This is a genomic window from Paenibacillus sp. V4I3, from assembly GCF_030817215.1.
Taxonomy (GTDB): Bacteria; Bacillota; Bacilli; order Paenibacillales; family NBRC-103111; genus Paenibacillus_E.
The window spans coordinates 4,148,425-4,166,107 of sequence record NZ_JAUSZA010000001.1 but is presented as its reverse complement, the minus strand read 5'-3'; the positions used below and the strand labels follow the sequence as shown (position 1 = coordinate 4,166,107).

Here is a 17,683-nt window from a genome sequence, read left to right as displayed (position 1 = left end):
AATCATGTTACATTAAGGTTATTAATTAAAATCCCGACCTCCGGAGTGTGAATTAAATCGTGACAAAAACATCCCCAACAACAAGCCCATTTACGATTCAGCCTGCTGAACGTATGAATGGACTTCCAACTCAATTTTTTGCATCACTCGTACGCAAAGCCAATGAGCAAATTGCTGCGGGTCATGACGTCATTAATCTCGGCCAAGGGAATCCTGACCGCCCTACGCCTCCGCATATCGTATCATCCATACAGGAAGCAGCTGCTAACCCGTTGTATCATAAATATCCGCCCTTCAGCGGATTTCCATTTCTGAAACAAGCTATTACTCAGCGGTATAAGGAAGATCACAACGTAGATCTTGATCCTGAAACGGAAGTAGCGATTCTTTTTGGCGGTAAAACAGGACTGATCGAAATAGCGCAATGTTTGCTTAATCCAGGCGATGTATGTCTCGTTCCTGATCCTGGCTACCCGGATTATTGGTCAGGGGTTGCTCTCGCCGGAGCCGAAATGGCTTTCATGCCCCTGCGGGAAGAAAACAACTTTCTTCCTGACTACTCACAGCTCAAAGAATCCGATTTGAACCGCGCGAAACTGATGTTCATTAATTATCCGAACAACCCAACAGGTGCTACGGCTCCCGCTTCCTTTTATGAAGAAACGGTCGAATTCGCGCACAAGCATGGTGTTGTCGTCGCAAGTGATTTCGCTTATGGTGCGATAGGCTTCGACGATCAGAAACCGGTCAGCTTCCTACAGACACCGGGTGCCAAAGAAGTGGGTATCGAGTTCTATACGCTCTCCAAAACATACAACATGGCTGGCTGGCGCGTAGGCTTTGCCTTAGGGAACAGAGAAGTTATCCGCCTTATTAACTTGATGCAGGATCATTACTACTGCTCGCTGTTCGGCGGTATCCAAGTGGCAGCCGCAACTGCTCTCACAGCCTCGCAAGATTGTGTTACGGAGCTGCGTGATGTTTACGAGAGCCGCCGCAATGCCCTTTATACTGCTCTTGCCAGTATCGGCTGGCATGCACGCCCTTCGCAGGGGTCTTTCTTCTCTTGGCTGCCCGTTCCAAAAGGACACTCCTCACAGAGTCTTGCCGATTTGCTTCTGCAAGAAGCAAAAGTTGTCGTCGCACCAGGCGTTGGCTTCGGAACGCACGGGGAAGGCTATGTAAGGCTTGGACTCTTATCCACAGAGGAAAGATTAGAAGAAGCTGTACAGCGAATCGGCAAACTGAATCTATTTGTTTAAACGGATAAAAAAGAAGCTCGTCATGGGCTCAACACTTGCTCGCCTATGCAGTCTAGGCTTCTGCTTCTTTACAAACGCTTGTACAGCGTGCTATTCTAGATAGAACCAAAAAAGGAAGTCCTCAAAAACTTCTATATCGCAACGTAATGATGGGAATAGTAGGAACCGTTAAGCACGTAAACAGAGAGTAAGCTCCATAGACTGAGAGAGCTTGCCGTGAACCGACTCCGAACCCGCCCCTGAACAGTCAACGATGAGTTGAACAGTGCCCTGCTGTTATTTAGGGAATCTAGAGTTGGGTGCAGCCGCCATCGGTGTGCGCCAATCTAAGGTGGTACCGCGGAAGCTACAGACTTTCGTCCTTATGTTATGAGGACGGGAGTCTTTTTTGTATCTACATACATGTAAATCAAAGGATGGGATCGATATGACTCAGCGAATCGTCGTCAAAATCGGCAGCAGCTCTTTAACTTCAGATACCGGGGGCCTCAATCCGGATAAAATACGTTTTTTCGCGTCGGAGCTGGCGCAATTGAAGCAGGATGGTCATCAAGTCCTGCTGGTTACCTCCGGCGCAGTTGCCGCAGGCTTCACCTCCCTTGGTTACCGCACACGGCCCAAGGTGCTGCACGAGAAGCAGGCCGCAGCCGCTGTCGGCCAAGCGCTTCTCATGCAGGCGTACCACGAAGCATTTGCGTACCACGGCATCAGCGTGGCGCAAATTTTGCTCACAAGGTACGACTTCTCTAACCGCAAGCGCGTGCAGAACGCTCTGATGACGGTCGACGAGCTGCTGCAGCGGGGCGTCGTACCGATCATTAACGAGAATGATACCGTCGCGGTGGATGAACTGAAATTCGGCGACAATGATACGTTGTCGGCCTTGGTAGGCAATTTGGTCAAAGCGAACAAATTGATCATTATTACGGACATGGACGGCCTGTACACGGACGATCCCCGCAAAAATGCGAACGCGCAGCGTATCGATCGCGTGGACGCTATCAGCGATGAGCTGTTCAGCTTCGCTGGAGGCTCTGGGAGCGCGGTCGGCACCGGCGGCATGCGCTCGAAGGTCGAGGCCGCCCGCATCGCGATGCGCGGGGGCGTGCCGGTGTTCATCGGGCGCGTACTCGAGCCCGGTGATTTGCCGCATGCCGTGGATGGCAGCGGCAAGGGCACGTACTTCGACACGGTTCTGAACAACCTGCCAGTGAAGAAACAATGGGTCGGCTTCCACTCGCTGCCCCAGGGGCAAATCATCGTTGACCAAGGCGCCAAAGCGGCCCTGCTCAGCGGTGGCAAGAGCTTGCTTCCTGCAGGCATCACAGGCGCGGCAGGTGACTTCCACCCCGGTGACGTCGTCGAGGTGCTCAGTACCGAAGGCGCACTGCTAGGACGCGGCGTCGTCAACTACGCGGCTTGGCAAGTGCAAGCCGCCGCAGGGCTATCGACCGATGAGGTCCAGAAACGTGTGGAAGTTGCCCGAATTGAAGTCATTCACCGAGATGAATGGGTTCCTTTAACCTAATGAAGAAAGCGAGGCTCTCCCAACTATGAGACAACAACGATTGCTTAACCCAACTCTACGTGACGTTCCGGGAGATGCAGAAGCCGCTAGCCATAGACTGATGCTGCGTGCGGGATTAATACGACAGCTCTCTAGTGGTATCTACTCCTATTTACCCTTAGGTCTTAAAGCCCTGCAAAACATACAACAAATTGTCCGAGAGGAAATGGATGCAGCCGGTGCACAGGAAATGCTAATGCCAGCTCTTCACCCTTCCGAATTATGGAAAGCCTCTGGCAGATGGGATGTCTATGGCCCAGAGTTGATGCGTCTGGAAGATCGGAACGGCCGAGAGTTTGCACTAGGAGCTACCCATGAGGAAGTCATCACGACGATCGTGAAGGACGAGATTCATTCCTATAAGAAGCTGCCTGTCACGCTATATCAGATTCAAACGAAATATCGCGATGAACGTAGACCTCGGTTCGGTCTGCTCCGCGGACGAGAGTTCCTCATGAAGGATGCCTATTCCTTCGACCGTACGGAAAGCGGACTAGATGCAAGTTATCAGAGTATGTATAACGCTTATGATAACATTTTCACACGATGCGGATTGCAGTTCCGAGCGGTTGAAGCCGATTCCGGCGCTATCGGCGGGACAGATACCCATGAATTCATGGCCCTGGCTGATGTAGGTGAGGATATAATCGTCCACTGCACCTCCTGCCAGTATGCAGCGAATATTGAAAAAGCAATCGGAACGCTACCAGAACAACAGAAATCCAAGCGAGTGGATAACATTTCACCAACTTCGCAACCAGTGAAAGTTCACACGCCGCAAGTGACTAGCATCAAACAGCTTAGTCAATTTCTACAAATAGATGCCAATCAGATCATTAAATCTGTTGCCTTACAAGCAGATGGAGCACCCCTTATTGTCCTCCTGCGATTCGATTATGAATTAAATGAGATCAAGCTGAAGCAAGCTATTGGGGCTGTTGAGGTCTCCATGCTTTCCGAAGTAGACATAGAGAAGCTAGGATCCATTGCCGGTTTTATCGGTCCCATTGGACTCCAGAATGTGAGAATCATCGCTGATTCCTCTATCAGGGGCTTGAAGGATGCTGTCGTAGGAGCCAATGAGTCCGATTATCATTTGGTTCATGTGGAGGTCGAACGCGATTTAGGAACGATATCTTATCATGACGTACGCAATGTCGCCCAAGGTGAGTTATGTTCCCATTGTGGGCACGAGCTCTCTTTTGCGAAAGGGATTGAACTTGGCCACGTATTTAAGCTCGGCACCAAATACAGCAGTTCCCTTGGCGCAACGTTCAGCGACGAGAATGGGGTCTCCGAGCCCATCATTATGGGCTGCTATGGCATTGGTGTCTCACGTGTGCTAGCTGCCATTATCGAGCAAAACTATGATGAACGAGGCATTATATGGCCTGAATCCATTACACCATTTTCCATTCATCTTCTGACCATTCATGTTCAGGATGAAGCTCAAATAAAATTATCCGAAGAGATTTATACAACGTTAGTTAGGGCAGGCTACTCCGTCCTATGGGACGATCGGGATGAACGTCCTGGCGTTAAGTTCAATGATTCGGATCTACTCGGCTTCCCTTTGCGAATAACAGTCGGCAAGAAAGCAAGTGAGCGAGTAGTAGAATGTAAGGAGCGCAGAACCGGCAGTCAATATGAACGATCTGTCGAGCATATACTTACGCATTGCCATTCTTTATTCCAAACAGGAGGTCGATCTTCCCATGAGTGAAGTCGTTCAAAAATCTAAATTAGCCAAACAAGCTGCCCAGACCATGGGTAATCTCACAACTGAACAAAAGAATGCGGCACTACTTCTTATGGCAGATAGCCTTGTAACGGAGCAGCAAGCGATTATCGAAGCGAACGCCAAAGATTTGCAGCGAGGCAAAGAATTAGGCACAAGCGCTTCCCTGCTCGACCGTTTAGCTCTAAATGAATCCCGCATCGCAGCGATCGCTGAAGGTCTGCGCCAAATAGCCGAGCTCCCAGATCCTGTTGGGGATACATTGGAAGCCTTTGAACGTCCAAACGGTCTGCGCATTCGCAAAATCCGTGTGCCGCTTGGTGTGGTCGGCATTATATATGAAGCAAGACCTAACGTGACCGTTGATGCAGCAGGTTTGTGTCTCAAGACAGGCAACGCAGTCGTTCTGCGTGGCGGTTCTTCCGCTTTATTTTCCAATGAGAAAATCGTTGAAGTTCTGCACGGTGCATTAAGCCGTTCTGCCATCCCCGCTGATGCACTTCAACTGATTCTAAGCGCAGACCGCAGTTCTGTGGATGAAATGCTGAAATTAAATGGACTCATCGATGTGCTTATTCCAAGAGGCGGGCATTCACTTATTCAAAATGTTGTCAATAACGCCTCTGTTCCTGTCATTGAAACAGGTGCGGGTGTATGTCATACTTTTATAGATGAAAGTGCACAGCTCGATATGGCCGTTCGCATCGGGATCAACGCTAAAGCTCAGCGTCCTTCTGTTTGCAATAGCATGGAAACACTACTTGTGCATGAGTCTATTGCAGAAAAGCATTTAAGTGCCATAGCAGAGGCCTTCAAAGGTGCTCATGTTGCGCTCAAAGGTAACGAACGAGCTCGTGAGTTAGTACCTAGTATGCAAGTTGCCGAAATCGAAGATTGGAAAACCGAGTATGGGGACTACATTCTTAACATCAAAGTTGTGAAGGATCTCGATGAAGCCCTTGCTCACATTCGTGAATACGGCACCATGCACTCTGAATGTATCGTGACGGAAAATGCAGCCAATGCCGAAAGATTCTTACAGGAAGTAGATGCAGCGGCTGTTTATCACAATGCTTCGACTCGCTTCACCGATGGTTTTGAATTCGGCTTCGGAGCGGAAATCGGCATCTCCACCCAAAAGCTTCACGCTCGCGGACCGATGGGTCTGCCATCGCTAACTTCAACCAAATACCGCGTTTATGGAAGCGGACAAATACGCGAATAACCATTTAAAATTCAAGGAGGAATGTACGATGTCCACTACTTTATCCCAAACCAAAATTGCTTTTGTCGGCGCTGGTTCGATGGCGGAAGCGATCATTCGCGGACTCATTGAAACCAAAGTCGCTGATCCCCAAAATATATATGTAATGAATCGTTCGGATCAAGACAGGTTAGCTTTCCTACGTTCGGAATACGGTCTGCAGGCAACATCTGACCCGTTAACGAAGGAAACCTTTCTACGTGAAGCTAATGTCGTCGTACTCTGCATGAAGCCTAAAGATGTAGAGAATGCCTTCGCCGAGCTGCAGCCGCTATTGAACGAACAACAGCTTCTCGTTTCGGTCATTGCTGGGCTCTCTATCGCGAAAACAGAAGCTCTGCTTCAAACCAATATGCCGATTGTTCGCACAATGCCGAACACGTCCAGCACAATTGGTCTAGGCGCTACAGGGATGAGCTTCTCCTCCAAGGTCAATGCTACATTCAAGCAAGTGGCTACGCAAATGTTTGAAGCTGTTGGTATTGTAACGATTGTGGAGGAAGAGAAATTAGAAATTCTGACAGGCGTATCCGGCAGCGGTCCTGCTTATGTCTACTATTTCATGGAAGCCATGATCAAAGCTGGCATTGATGGTGGCCTTTCCGCAGAAGATGCACACCAATTAACACTTCAAACAGTGCTCGGAGCCGCGCATATGGTTCAGCTTACGCAAGAAAATCCTGCTGAGCTTCGTCGCAAAGTTACATCGCCAAATGGGGCAACGCAAGCTTCTATTGAAGCGTTGGATCGCTTTCAGTTTAGCGAAGCTATCTCACAAGCGGTATTTCGTTCTGCAGAGCGAGCCAAAGAAATGGGCGAACAAATTGCTGCGCCAAGTCCCGTAGCGAAATCCTCTTAATATCATGAGGTCTAATTCTATTTAAAGCAGGTGAATGTTTACGATGAACGCATATTGTCTAGCCACCTATCGGAGTTTCGATGAGAAAGCCGATTTTCATAAAAAAGCAACAAGCATCGCTGTCGGCCTTACGGTTGGCAGCTGGACCGAACTGCCGGAAGCGCAAAAAGCGCAAATGGAGAAGCATTTAGGGAAAGTCATTTCGGTTGAAGTGCATGAGCCCGCTCATGGAGAACCAATTTCACACCGTTATGCCGATATCACAATCGCATATCCTGATATTAACTTCAGCAGGGACATCCCTGCCTTGTTGGTCACTGTATTCGGAAAGCTGTCGATGGACGGCAAAATAAAGCTAATTGACTTATCCTTCTCATCTGACTTCTTATCTGGCTTCTCCGGTCCCAAATTCGGTATGCAAGGTGTGCGAGAGCTCCTCGGTGTGCATGATCGCCCTTTATTAATGAGTATCTTTAAATCCGTTGTCGGGTATGAGCTTCCAGCTCTACGTGAACAATTTTATTTACAAGCAGCTGGCGGTGTGGATCTCATTAAAGACGATGAGATTCTGTTTGAAAATCCATTAACACCATTGGAGAAACGGATCGAGATTTGCCTGGAAGCAGCCGCACTAGCCACGAAGGAAACAGGGCAAAAGCTGCTCTATGCTGTCAATTTAACCGGTCCTACATCCAAGCTTGCAGCTCAAGCCAAGAAAGCAATCGGTGCTGGAGCTAACGCTTTACTATTTAATGTATTAGCTTACGGTTTCGATACGCTGCATGAATTAAGCTCCGATCCGGAAATCACGATTCCCATCATGGCTCATCCAGCCATGGCAGGTGCGACTTATCCGTCACCGCACTATGGGATATCCGCTTCTGTGCTGCTTGGCAAGCTCATGCGTTTGGCCGGAGCAGATTTAGTGCTTTTCCCTTCTCCTTATGGCTCTGTCATTATGCCCAGGGAAGAGAACATGGCCATTAAGCATGCACTTCTAACAGATGATTTACGAAAAGACTACACCTATAACGCTCCTGCCGATGTACAATTAAAACTAGCTTCAAGCTTTCCTGTCCCTTCGGCAGGTATTCACCCTGGTCTTGTCCCGCTTATTCTGCGTGATTTCGGCAAGGATGTCATCGTCAATGCAGGTGGAGGCATCCATGGACATCCACTCGGTACGATTGCGGGTGGGCAAGCCTTCCGTCAGGCGATTGACGCAACGATCCAAGGAATTACCCTTCGAGACTACGCCCGAACACATCCAGAGTTACAATCAGCTATTGACACATGGGGGACTCCCGAATGAGTAAGGAACGCATTATTTTTTGCGACTTTGACGGTACCATTACCGTGAACGATAACATCGTTGCCATCATGAAGCATTTCAACCCAGCTGGTTGGGAAGCTATCGTAGACCGAATTTTGGACAAAAGTATATCCATACGTCAAGGTGTTGGTGAGATGTTCGCCCTCCTCCCTACTTCCCGTAAGGATGAGATTGTCGAATATGCGATCAACAACGCAGTGATTCGTGATGGATTCAAAGAATTCGTAGATTATTGCAAAGAACAGAATATTAAGCTTTTGATTACGAGCGGCGGCATTGATTTTTTTATCTATCCACTGCTGAAGCCCTTTGCAATCCCAAGTGAGCATATCTACTGCAATGCCAGTACTTTTAAAGGAAACACCATTGAGATTTTGTGGCCAAACCGATGTGACGAGCATTGTGCAACAGACTGTGGGATGTGCAAAACAAGCATTATCCGCTCTTATGACGCTAATCGATATGAGCGAATTATTATCGGTGATAGTATTACGGATTTCGAAGGCGCTAAGCTGGTTGATACGATCTTTGCTCGCTCTCATCTCATCGATATGTGTAAGCAGCTAGACTATCCGTATCACCCATTCGATACTTTCTTTGATATTATGAAGCAATTGGAGGCTGAACCTGTAGTATGAGTATTTTACTGGAAGAGAAGCAGCGTGCATTCGCTGATTTGCGTGATATTAAAGCTAATTTAGCGGCCAGAGGATGGTTTCCTGCAACAAGCGGCAATTTGTCTGTTCGTGTGGGCGGCTTCGAGCCTGACGCATTCACTTTCGCTATTACATCAAGCGGTAGAGATAAATCCGTGCAAACACCTGAGGATTTTCTACTCGTTAATGAGAAAGGCCAACCGACGGAAGCTACAAGCCTGAAGCCATCGGCAGAAACCTTGATTCATAGTGAAATCTACCGCTTAACAGGCGCAGGCGCCATTTTTCATGTACATACGATATTCAATAATTTGATCTCTGAACTGTATTGGGAACGTAAAAGCATACCCGTAGACGGTGTTGAACTTATTAAGGCTTTCAATATTTGGGATGAAGAAGCTCAAATCGATATTCCCATTTTACCCAATTATGCTGAAATCCCTCGTATCGCCGAGCTGGTGGAAGGTGCGATTGTTCCGAGAATTCCAGGTATCGTGCTTCGTAAGCATGGCATTTATGCTTGGGGAGCAAATGCTTTTGAAGCTAAGCGCCATCTCGAAGCATTCGAGTTCCTTTTCGAATATGTATACCGCTCGCACTTGCTGCATAAAGGCAATGAATAGCTTTATTTGAATAAAAAAGTCAAAAAGTCAGGTCCTTGCCCAAATGCGCGAGGTTCTGACTTTTTTTGTCTCATAGAATCACTCAGGATGGGTAAAACTACTTTTACTTGTTAAATCCGTTTGCAAAGGAATCGCCTATGTTCTCAGTCATTAATACTAGTTTATTTTTACTTCTATTCATCTCTTATGTGTATATTAAAAAAAACATGAATCTTTTTGAGGTCTTCGTTTATTGGTTTTGGGTCTCACTATTCGGGGAAGATTTTTCTGAAATTGTAGTAAGGAATTTACAGCTGATTGTACCTTATCGCACTTACCAAATATTCTGGGATACCATGTTCTATTATTTATTATTATTCCCTATGTCCATGATTTGGTTTCTGCATTTTTATTTAAAAATGAGCAGCCGTAAGGGGCAGCGCGTGATTCTCACTAGTGTTTATACCCTAATATTAGCAAGCATGCATATAATTATGGAGCTTGCCGGGTATGTATATGTCGTGCACTGGAAATTTTGGTGGTCTTTAATAGTGTGGCTAACTTTTATCGTTTCTACTGTGGGACTCATGTACGTACTTCGTTGGTTGAAAGGTAGGGACAAACAACCTGTATGATCTTAATTCCACCGATTCATTTTGACGCAAACGAAGGCTTTGCTACGATTATTATGATCGCTTTGATCCTGATATATTGCATGCTTCCTAAGCGAATTCCACTTCCCATCGCATTGCTCATTATGATATTCAACTCCTATTTGGGACGAGCCGTCGATAATATCTTATCTTCCTCATACCCTTATAATGTGTATGATATTATGGATACCTCAAACTATGATTTGTTCGATTTTATGCTTTACACGATTCCTTTTCCTCTAGTTGGCTATTTCTATGTGTATTTCTATGACAAGTATCCAATTCGTGCTCCTTTTCAGTTTATACATATCCTAGTTTGGTCGATTGCCTCTGTTGGCTTTGAAGCTCTTGCTGTCACCTTTTCGGTGTTTCAATATTATGGTTGGGAGCTTATCTACTCGTTTCCTGTCTATCTCTTAACCTTTGGTCTGAACACACTTTTATTTAGTCTGGCTAAAAAGCATTACAAAAACTGGCAGCCCCAATGAAAAAACGTCCCATTTTCTCCAGTTGAGAACTGTGAGAAGATGAGGACGTTTTTCTAATTATCTGGATTGCCTGAATCGTTGCGAATATTCCTTTGCTTGGTCCACAGTCGCAACTCGATTGCGGCTCCATTCCAGTAATATCCGGTCAATGTATCGGAAGTGTACTTTACCTGCAAATACAGCTTCTTTGAGAGCCGTCATAATGAGCTCTTCTTTGTACATATCCTTATCCAACCAACCGCTGATTGTTTCCAGCTCCATCGGAGTTAACGGACGTGCAAATTCTTTTTCAAATGTTGAATAAATATTTTTGGCACTCTCATCAGACGGAATGGATGCACGGATCGTGCTTAACTCTGCCATCTGCTGCTCGGCCACCCGTTTGGCTAATTTTTGGTATAACGGCGTAAGATTGTATCGCTCACTGCGTATCCCCGTTATTTCTGCTGTATCCTCATCGATCGCGATGAACTGCTCATGAATCAATTTCTGCAAGCTGGCAATGACCAAATCTGGTGAAGCCGACATACGGAATTGAATCTCATCCGTGGTTGGAAAATCGTTGTTTTCTTTTTCCAGAAATGATATCAAATGAATCAGTGTCATGACTTCAATTTCGCTCAACTGAAGGGCGCGGTAATTTTTTAGAAGAAGGCTTGGGACTCCGACATTCCCTTCCAGAAAGCCGGCTACAAGGACAGCTTCTATCTGCTGCTGTGTACTAGATTGCATTACTTATCCGATCCCCTTTCTACCGATGGTCGATAAACCCTTTTACGGGTACAGACGATATAAGAGACGAGGAAATGGAATCGTTTCGCGCACGTGATCCAAACCACAAATCCAAGCAACCGTACGTTCAAGTCCAAGCCCGAAACCGGAGTGCGGCACGGTGCCATATTTCCGAAGATCAAGGTACCATTGATAAGCTTCTTTTGACAGCTCATGCTCCTGGAAGCGCTGCTCCATTAGCTCGGGATCATCAATCCTTTGGCTGCCTCCAATGATTTCTCCATACCCCTCAGGCGCAATCATATCGGCACAAAGCACGACTTCCGGACGGCTAGGATCAGGCTTCATATAGAACGCTTTAATTTCTGTCGGCCAATGCGTAATGAAAACCGGTGTTTCATATTGAGCAGCAATCGCTGTTTCATGCGGAGCACCGAAATCCTCGCCCCATTCGAATTCATGACCGTTCTTTTGTAAATAGTCTACAGCCTCATCATACGTAATTCGCGGGAAGCTGCCTTGAATTTTCTCCAACTTCGTTGTGTCTCTCTCTAAGGTTTCCAGCTCTGTTGCACAATTTTTGAGCACGGTTTGAACGATATAAGAAACAAATTGCTCCTGTACTTCCAGGTTCTCGACATGATCGACAAAAGCCATTTCCGGCTCAATCATCCAGAACTCGATAAGATGTCTGCGTGTTTTGGACTTCTCTGCACGGAATGTAGGGCCGAAAGAGTACACACGTCCAAGTGCCATCGCGGCTGCTTCCATATAGAGCTGTCCGCTTTGTGTAAGGAAGGCATCCTCATCAAAGTATTTGGTGTGAAATAAATTCGTTGTTCCTTCGCACGAGGAAGGGGTTAGAATCGGTGGATCGACTAAATGGAAGCCACGCTCATTGAAAAATTGCTGTACGGCTTGAATAATTTGAGCGCGAATTACGAGAACCGCACGTTGGCGCGGACTCCGAATCCACAAGTGGCGGTTATCCATCAAGAAATCAACGCCATGTTCTTTCGGTGTTATCGGATAATCTTCCGTCACTTGAATGATTTCAATACCTAGGACATCAAGCTCATAGCCGCCTTTACTCCTTGTATCCTCTTTCACTTTTCCTGTTATGTAAAGTGAGCTTTCCTGCGTAAGCTTAGAAGCGGCTTCCCAAACTTCTTCTCCTACATCACTTTTGACTACGACACCTTGTATATATCCGGAACCGTCTCTTAGTTGTAAAAACTGAATTTTACCACTTGAACGTTTCTTGTTTAGCCAACAGCCAATGGTGACCGACTCGCCAACATGATGTTTAACTTCGTTTATCGTACATTTCATTCCCTTTTTAACCTCCTTAAAGTCATTATATTCAATAAAATTCCAAACCTCGGCCTACCAAACACTTCTTTATTGTACACTATTTCCATGAGAAAACCTCTATCAAGGCTGTTCAAAATCAGACGGTTTGTGATTGGATAAGTCCATAAGTATCTCGAGCAATCATCCACTCCTCATTCGTTGGGATCACAAGCACTTCCACTTTGGAGCCTTGCTTCGTAATCCGTCGCTCCAGGCCTCTCCCTTGGCGGTTCGCTTCTTCATCGAATTCCACACCGAGGAATGTCAGGCGTTCGCAGACCGTTTTGCGAAGCAGCTCGGAATTTTCTCCGACGCCAGCTGTAAAAACAATCGCATCGACGCCACTCATCGACGCGGCGTAAGCCCCTATGTATTTGCGCAGCCGATACTCATACATCTCAAAAGCAAGCGCGGCGTTCTTATCGCCCGCCTCCAGTGCTTCCACGATCTCCCGCATATCGCTGGAGATCCCCGAGATCGCCTGCAGCCCGCTGTGTTTATTCAGCATGGAGCTGATCTCGCCAAGCGTCAAATCCTCCTTGCCCATCGCATAAGGCACGATAGCCGGATCGAGATCGCCGCTGCGCGTGCCCATCATCAGCCCTTCGAGCGGGGTCATCCCCATGCTCGTATCCACGGACTTGCCGCCCATCACGGCGGCGCAGGAAGCTCCGTTACCGATGTGACAGGTAACGAGCTTCAGCTGCTCCAGCGGGCGGCCTAGGAAGGCTGCGGCACGCTCGCTCACGTAGTTGTGCGAGGTGCCGTGGAAGCCATAGCGGCGCACCTTGTGCTTCCGGTACAAGGCCATCGGTACCGGGTATAGGTAGGCATGCGCCGGCATGGACTGATGGAAGGCGGTGTCGAAGACGACGGCCTGCGGCACGCCGGGCATGTTCGCCTCCACCGCTGATATGCCGAGCATATGCGCCGGATTGTGGAGCGGCGCCAAATCGAAGAGCCGCTTGATCTCCTTCTTCACCTCGTCATTAACGAGGACGGAGTTCTTGAAGGATTCGCCGCCGTGAACGACTCGATGGCCGACGGCGTCGATATCCGACGTGGACACCAGCACGCCGTGTTCAGAGTGCACAAGCAACTCCAGCACCTTGCGAATGGCTGTCGTATGTTCGAGAATTTCTCTAACCTCATGAACTTCGGCTTTCCCCGTCGGTTCATGCGTCAATATCGCCGTTTCCATCCCGATTCGCTCTACCTTACCCTTGGCGAGAACAGCTTCATTTTCCATTTGGAAGAGTTGATATTTAAGCGAAGAACTCCCTGCATTTATAACGAGAATATTCACAAACGGTCACCATCCTTATCATAACGGAAAAAGCCTTCTCCGGTTTTGACTCCTAGATGACCCGCTCGTACCATTTGTTTCAATAGGAAGGACGGACGGTATTTCATGTCTCCATAATCGCGAAACATGCCTTCAAGCGCCGCATGTACGGAATCTAACCCGAATCGGTCACACATTTCCAGTGGACCATATTTGAAATCATAGCCGATCCGCATGGCGTTATCGATATCCTCAGCGGAAGCTACTCCTTCGGACAGTGTGTGCAGCGCTTCATTGATCAATGTACAAATAAGCCTTGTTGTAATGAAGCCAGGCGACTCCGTGACTTTAATACTTTTCTTTAAAATAAGCTCGTCCACGAAATGGCGGGTTTGTTTGAAGGTTTCGTCCGAGGTTTTCATCGCTCGGATAATTTCGACGAGATCAATTTTCGCCACGGGATGCAAAAAATGAAGTCCAATCACGCGTTCGGGATTCGTGGTGACTGCCGCAATCTCCGTCACGCTAAGAGTGGATGTATTCGTTGCTAAAATAATGGCTGGTGAACAAATTTGATTCAGTTGGAAAAATACATGCTTTTTAGCATTCAAGTCTTCTGAAATTGTCTCTATAACCATATCGCAAGCAGCCATATCTTGCAGCGAATCGGCTTTTCTGATTTTGGCTAAAATCAGCTTTTTCTCCGCTTCTGTCAATGACCACCGTTCTATTTGCTTATCTAAGCTGACCGTAATCTGTTCAATTGCGCGTTCCAGCTTATCTGTTGTTTTTTCAACGAGTAATACGTCCAAACCGCGGGCAGCGAGCATTTCAGCAATCCCCTGTCCCATCGTTCCTCCGCCGATTACACCAATTGTTTTGAATACCATACCATGTTTCTCCTTCTCTCACGCTGCGTCCTTTACCTACTTCTTATTATTCACATTCTCAATGAATTCTCTATCCAACCTCGTCTTGAAAACTCAATCATATCATACAATTTTTGTTCTCCAATTTCATTAGTATACACAAAACATTCGCGAGATTATCTCAGCTTTGACACAATTCCGTTCGTATGGGGGAGTAGCTCAACTTATCCACAGTTAGTTAATGGGCATAAAAAATCATACCCGCTCCCTCTTTTTCCGATCAGTTCTGACTCACCAAAGATGGATAACGCAAATTCCATCAGCAACACGAAAAAACCGCTGGCTCAGGGGCCAACGGTCAACTTATGCACTTTTCGAAACAGAAGCATCAAACAGCTTGCGGAACGTGTCACCAGAAAGAACTTCTTCTTTCATCAAAATCACAAAGGAATGTTCGAATACACTATGCTGCTGCTCTAACAGCTCCTTCGTGCGAATCATGAGCGCATCAAGGATGATCGTATTCTCTTTCATGAGCTGATCCTTCGTCACCATATCACGGTCAATGATCCCGAGGGAAGTAAGTCCGGAATCCATCATATTACGAACCATGGAAAGTGACTGCTCAAAATCGTTACGCGAACCTGTACTGCGTCCACCATAGAAGATTTCTTCAGCCGCGGCGCCACCGAGAGCAATCATGATTTGCTGCTCAATATAATCCTTGGTGTATAAATAATGATCTTTCGGTGGATTATGACGCACATATCCGAGCGCTTTCCCCCGCGGACTAACAGTAACCTGAGAAACAGAGCCAGGACGTACAATTTCAGCAACAATAGCGTGACCCAATTCGTGATAAGCGACGCGCTCTTTTTCCTCTTGCGCCGTTTCTTTATCCGTTCTTTCCCCCATCATCACTTTATCAATGGCGGAAGCTAGATGGTGCTGTTCGATAGCCAATTTATCTTCTCGCATGGCATAAATGGCGGCTTCATTTAGAACGCCCTCTAGCTGTGCGCCAGAGAAACCAAAGGTTTGATCAGCGATCATATCCAAAGAAACGCCTTGAGCCAGCGGTTTATTTTTTACATGAATATCGAGAATGGACAAACGACCTTTCTTATCCGGTAAGTCCACTTCAATGTGACGGTCGAATCGTCCTGGACGCAATAATGCACTGTCAAGAATTTCTTTACGGTTCGTTGCTGCAATGATCAAAATACGGGGAGCATCATTCGTATGAATGCCATCCATTTCAGTTAATAGCTGGTTCAGCGTCTGATCGTACTCACGATGTTGACCGCCATCCCGTTTACCGCCAATAACATCAATCTCATCAATAAAAATAATCGCATTGTCTTTGCCTTCTTTAACAGCGCGTGTTCGAGCTTCCTTAAAAAGATCACGTACACGACTTGCACCGACACCGACATACATTTCAACAAATTCACTACCTGACGCTGCCATATAAACAGAATTCGTATAGTGTGCGGCAGCTTTAGCCATTAACGTTTTCCCTGTTCCAGGAGGGCCAGTAAGCAGAATCCCTTTGAGCGGACGAATTCCTAATTTCTTAATTTCTTCATGCTTGATTAGAAAATCAAGAGCTTCCATCAATTCTTTCTTAGCGCGATCTTGTCCACCAATCTCATCAAACGTCAAATATGAAGGTGTACGATTCTTGCTTTTACGATCACCACCAGCAGATATCCCAGCACCGCCGCGGCCTTTAATCATGTAAAACAAGGAAACACCCAATACACTAACAAACAAGATAGGTATCACATTCACACCTAGAAAAGCTAAAAAGATCAGAAGAACCGGTATAAATCCAATCCCAATTTCTTTATATATTTTACTCATTCGGCCACACTCCTATCTGGGATGTTCTAGGTAGCATGATGAATTTAGTGGCATCACCATCTGTCAAACGAATATATACATAAGTTTGGTCCATTTCACTGTCTACTTTCATATTTGGAACACCCTCAGCATATTTCTGAAGCGTTGTTGGAATATCTGCATAATGCTTCGTTTCCATCGCTTGTGCTACCTCAAATAATGCTTTAGACCACCACTGATCCAGTTTCTCAGACGGGTTGCTCTTCACATCGATATTCACAGAACGCTTACCGATAATGGATGCACCATCCTTATGAATACGTTCGACAACATTTCTTAAATTGGCGTCTGGGTTTAGTTTAACTTCTATATCAACTTGGTTATTGTCCAGTTTCATCGTTGAGCTTGCCACACCGGGAACCTTGCCAATGATATCAGATAATGGATTCTCCATAGCTAAACTTGTATAAGCGAACCAACCACCGAATAAAACTCCAGCAGAGATAATAACACTCATGACGACAGGTAAGAGACGCAGCTTCATCAGTCAACGTCCCCCTTTCTATACGTATTTTATTGCTTCAATTGCTATACGATGAGTATATCACTTGATACATACATTAGCTTTATGAAATGAGTGGAAACAACAAAACTCAGCCTAATGCAGGCTGAGTCGGTACGTATCTATATAGTGTCCATCCTTGAAATTGTAATAATCATAGAAATAGCGTGTACCGCTGTTTTCTTTCTTTTTATAGAAGACTTCCCAGACATATTCGTTACCAAGCTTGCCAGGCAGCACACGTTCTATTTCAATCTCTGGAGCTTTTTTAAGCACCGTGTCTCGTACTTGCGTTTCAGTGAACGATTCAGAAGTCATCTCAGCATGTATATCTTTGTCTGAAACCCAAACGATAACGCCTTGACCCAGCTTGTCTTCCCCATAAACGATTTGAAGCGGCTCATCTCCATAGAAGAAATCCACCTTGGTTGCTTTCGTCATAATACTTTTCTCATACGCTGTTTCTACCGCTTTGCGCTTATCGTCCCAGTGCTCATTCTGAACGTTTAAATAAAAGCGGCTAAGCACTACACCAAGTGTCAAAATAATAAATACACCGAATGTTATGATCCTTGTTCGCTTTGCATTCATGAACGCCGCTCACCTCCCCAGACC

The 17,683-nt window shown here is 46.4% G+C and carries 16 protein-coding genes; 9 read left to right on the top strand and 7 right to left on the bottom strand.

The window, feature by feature from the left end:
• Window positions 1–59: 59 nt before the first annotated feature.
• The 9 genes from QFZ77_RS19180 to QFZ77_RS19140 all read left to right on the top strand — a co-directional run bounded on the left by QFZ77_RS19180 (window position 60) and on the right by QFZ77_RS19140 (window position 10,422).
• Entirely contained in the window at window positions 60–1,262 is a 1,203-nt protein-coding gene (locus tag QFZ77_RS19180) for a pyridoxal phosphate-dependent aminotransferase (protein ID WP_307441861.1), read from the top strand.
• A 427-nt stretch (window positions 1,263–1,689) separates the two neighbouring features.
• Window positions 1,690–2,790, top strand: coding sequence for a glutamate 5-kinase (proB, locus tag QFZ77_RS19175; RefSeq protein ID WP_307441859.1), 1,101 nt, complete (start codon window positions 1,690–1,692; stop codon window positions 2,788–2,790).
• A 25-nt stretch (window positions 2,791–2,815) separates the two neighbouring features.
• A complete protein-coding gene (locus tag QFZ77_RS19170; protein WP_307441858.1) occupies window positions 2,816–4,552 on the top strand; it encodes a proline--tRNA ligase in 1,737 nt (578 codons plus the stop codon).
• A complete protein-coding gene (locus tag QFZ77_RS19165; protein WP_307441857.1) occupies window positions 4,545–5,792 on the top strand; it encodes a glutamate-5-semialdehyde dehydrogenase in 1,248 nt (415 codons plus the stop codon). The genes QFZ77_RS19170 and QFZ77_RS19165 overlap by 8 nt, the downstream gene beginning before the upstream one ends.
• 28 nt (window positions 5,793–5,820) lie before the next feature.
• A complete protein-coding gene (gene proC, locus QFZ77_RS19160) occupies window positions 5,821–6,690 on the top strand; it encodes a pyrroline-5-carboxylate reductase (RefSeq protein ID WP_307441855.1) in 870 nt (289 codons plus the stop codon).
• Window positions 6,691–6,733: 43 nt separating this feature from the next.
• A complete protein-coding gene (locus tag QFZ77_RS19155) occupies window positions 6,734–8,002 on the top strand; it encodes a 2,3-diketo-5-methylthiopentyl-1-phosphate enolase (protein WP_307441854.1) in 1,269 nt (422 codons plus the stop codon).
• The gene (locus QFZ77_RS19150) at window positions 7,999–8,661 is read left to right on the top strand and encodes a 2-hydroxy-3-keto-5-methylthiopentenyl-1-phosphate phosphatase (protein WP_307441853.1); all 663 of its coding nucleotides are present in this window, start codon (window positions 7,999–8,001) and stop codon (window positions 8,659–8,661) included. Before QFZ77_RS19155 ends, QFZ77_RS19150 begins: the two co-directional genes overlap by 4 nt.
• Window positions 8,658–9,302 carry a methylthioribulose 1-phosphate dehydratase gene (gene mtnB / locus QFZ77_RS19145; protein WP_307441851.1) on the top strand — a complete coding sequence of 215 codons (645 nt, stop codon included), beginning with the start codon at window positions 8,658–8,660 and terminating at the stop codon, window positions 9,300–9,302. Before QFZ77_RS19150 ends, mtnB begins: the two co-directional genes overlap by 4 nt.
• A 610-nt stretch (window positions 9,303–9,912) precedes the next feature.
• Window positions 9,913–10,422 carry a hypothetical protein gene (locus QFZ77_RS19140; RefSeq protein WP_307441849.1) on the top strand — a complete coding sequence of 170 codons (510 nt, stop codon included), beginning with the start codon at window positions 9,913–9,915 and terminating at the stop codon, window positions 10,420–10,422.
• Between the two features lie 57 nt (window positions 10,423–10,479).
• Here QFZ77_RS19140 and QFZ77_RS19135 read toward each other — a convergent pair whose 3' ends face one another.
• The 7 genes from QFZ77_RS19135 to QFZ77_RS19105 form a co-directional block, all read right to left on the bottom strand.
• Window positions 10,480–11,154, bottom strand: coding sequence for a DnaD domain protein (locus tag QFZ77_RS19135; RefSeq protein WP_307441847.1), 675 nt, complete (start codon window positions 11,152–11,154; stop codon window positions 10,480–10,482).
• A gap of 42 nt (window positions 11,155–11,196) precedes the next feature.
• Window positions 11,197–12,486, bottom strand: coding sequence for an asparagine--tRNA ligase (asnS, locus tag QFZ77_RS19130; protein WP_307441845.1), 1,290 nt, complete (start codon window positions 12,484–12,486; stop codon window positions 11,197–11,199).
• 118 nt (window positions 12,487–12,604) lie between these two features.
• Window positions 12,605–13,813 carry an acetate/propionate family kinase gene (locus tag QFZ77_RS19125; RefSeq protein ID WP_307441844.1) on the bottom strand — a complete coding sequence of 403 codons (1,209 nt, stop codon included), beginning with the start codon at window positions 13,811–13,813 and terminating at the stop codon, window positions 12,605–12,607.
• Window positions 13,810–14,682 (bottom strand): 3-hydroxyacyl-CoA dehydrogenase family protein, encoded by an 873-nt coding sequence (locus tag QFZ77_RS19120; RefSeq protein WP_307441843.1) that lies wholly within the window; start codon window positions 14,680–14,682, stop codon window positions 13,810–13,812. The genes QFZ77_RS19125 and QFZ77_RS19120 overlap by 4 nt, the downstream gene beginning before the upstream one ends.
• Before the next feature lie 342 nt (window positions 14,683–15,024).
• Window positions 15,025–16,527 (bottom strand): AAA family ATPase, encoded by a 1,503-nt coding sequence (locus QFZ77_RS19115; RefSeq protein WP_307441842.1) that lies wholly within the window; start codon window positions 16,525–16,527, stop codon window positions 15,025–15,027.
• Entirely contained in the window at window positions 16,520–17,050 is a 531-nt protein-coding gene (locus QFZ77_RS19110) for a hypothetical protein (RefSeq protein ID WP_307441840.1), read from the bottom strand. The genes QFZ77_RS19115 and QFZ77_RS19110 overlap by 8 nt, the downstream gene beginning before the upstream one ends.
• A gap of 114 nt (window positions 17,051–17,164) precedes the next feature.
• The gene (locus QFZ77_RS19105) at window positions 17,165–17,659 is read right to left on the bottom strand and encodes a cell wall elongation regulator TseB-like domain-containing protein (RefSeq protein ID WP_307441838.1); all 495 of its coding nucleotides are present in this window, start codon (window positions 17,657–17,659) and stop codon (window positions 17,165–17,167) included.
• Window positions 17,660–17,683: the final 24 nt, after the last annotated feature.

What these genes read in the sequence shown, in the direction of transcription:
- proB (WP_307441859.1), top strand. Translation starts at nt 1,690, where the DNA reads ATGACTCAGCGAATCGTCGTCAAAATCGGCAGCAGCTCTTTAACTTCA.
- QFZ77_RS19170 (WP_307441858.1), top strand. Translation starts at nt 2,816, where the DNA reads ATGAGACAACAACGATTGCTTAACCCAACTCTACGTGACGTTCCGGGA.
- QFZ77_RS19165 (WP_307441857.1), top strand. Translation starts at nt 4,545, where the DNA reads ATGAGTGAAGTCGTTCAAAAATCTAAATTAGCCAAACAAGCTGCCCAG.
- proC (WP_307441855.1), top strand. Translation starts at nt 5,821, where the DNA reads ATGTCCACTACTTTATCCCAAACCAAAATTGCTTTTGTCGGCGCTGGT.
- QFZ77_RS19155 (WP_307441854.1), top strand. Translation starts at nt 6,734, where the DNA reads ATGAACGCATATTGTCTAGCCACCTATCGGAGTTTCGATGAGAAAGCC.
- QFZ77_RS19150 (WP_307441853.1), top strand. Translation starts at nt 7,999, where the DNA reads ATGAGTAAGGAACGCATTATTTTTTGCGACTTTGACGGTACCATTACC.
- mtnB (WP_307441851.1), top strand. Translation starts at nt 8,658, where the DNA reads ATGAGTATTTTACTGGAAGAGAAGCAGCGTGCATTCGCTGATTTGCGT.
- QFZ77_RS19140 (WP_307441849.1), top strand. Translation starts at nt 9,913, where the DNA reads ATGATCTTAATTCCACCGATTCATTTTGACGCAAACGAAGGCTTTGCT.
- QFZ77_RS19135 (WP_307441847.1), bottom strand. Translation starts at nt 11,154, where the DNA reads ATGCAATCTAGTACACAGCAGCAGATAGAAGCTGTCCTTGTAGCCGGC.
- asnS (WP_307441845.1), bottom strand. Translation starts at nt 12,486, where the DNA reads ATGAAATGTACGATAAACGAAGTTAAACATCATGTTGGCGAGTCGGTC.
- QFZ77_RS19120 (WP_307441843.1), bottom strand. Translation starts at nt 14,682, where the DNA reads ATGGTATTCAAAACAATTGGTGTAATCGGCGGAGGAACGATGGGACAG.
- QFZ77_RS19115 (WP_307441842.1), bottom strand. Translation starts at nt 16,527, where the DNA reads ATGAGTAAAATATATAAAGAAATTGGGATTGGATTTATACCGGTTCTT.
- QFZ77_RS19110 (WP_307441840.1), bottom strand. Translation starts at nt 17,050, where the DNA reads ATGAAGCTGCGTCTCTTACCTGTCGTCATGAGTGTTATTATCTCTGCT.
- QFZ77_RS19105 (WP_307441838.1), bottom strand. Translation starts at nt 17,659, where the DNA reads ATGAATGCAAAGCGAACAAGGATCATAACATTCGGTGTATTTATTATT.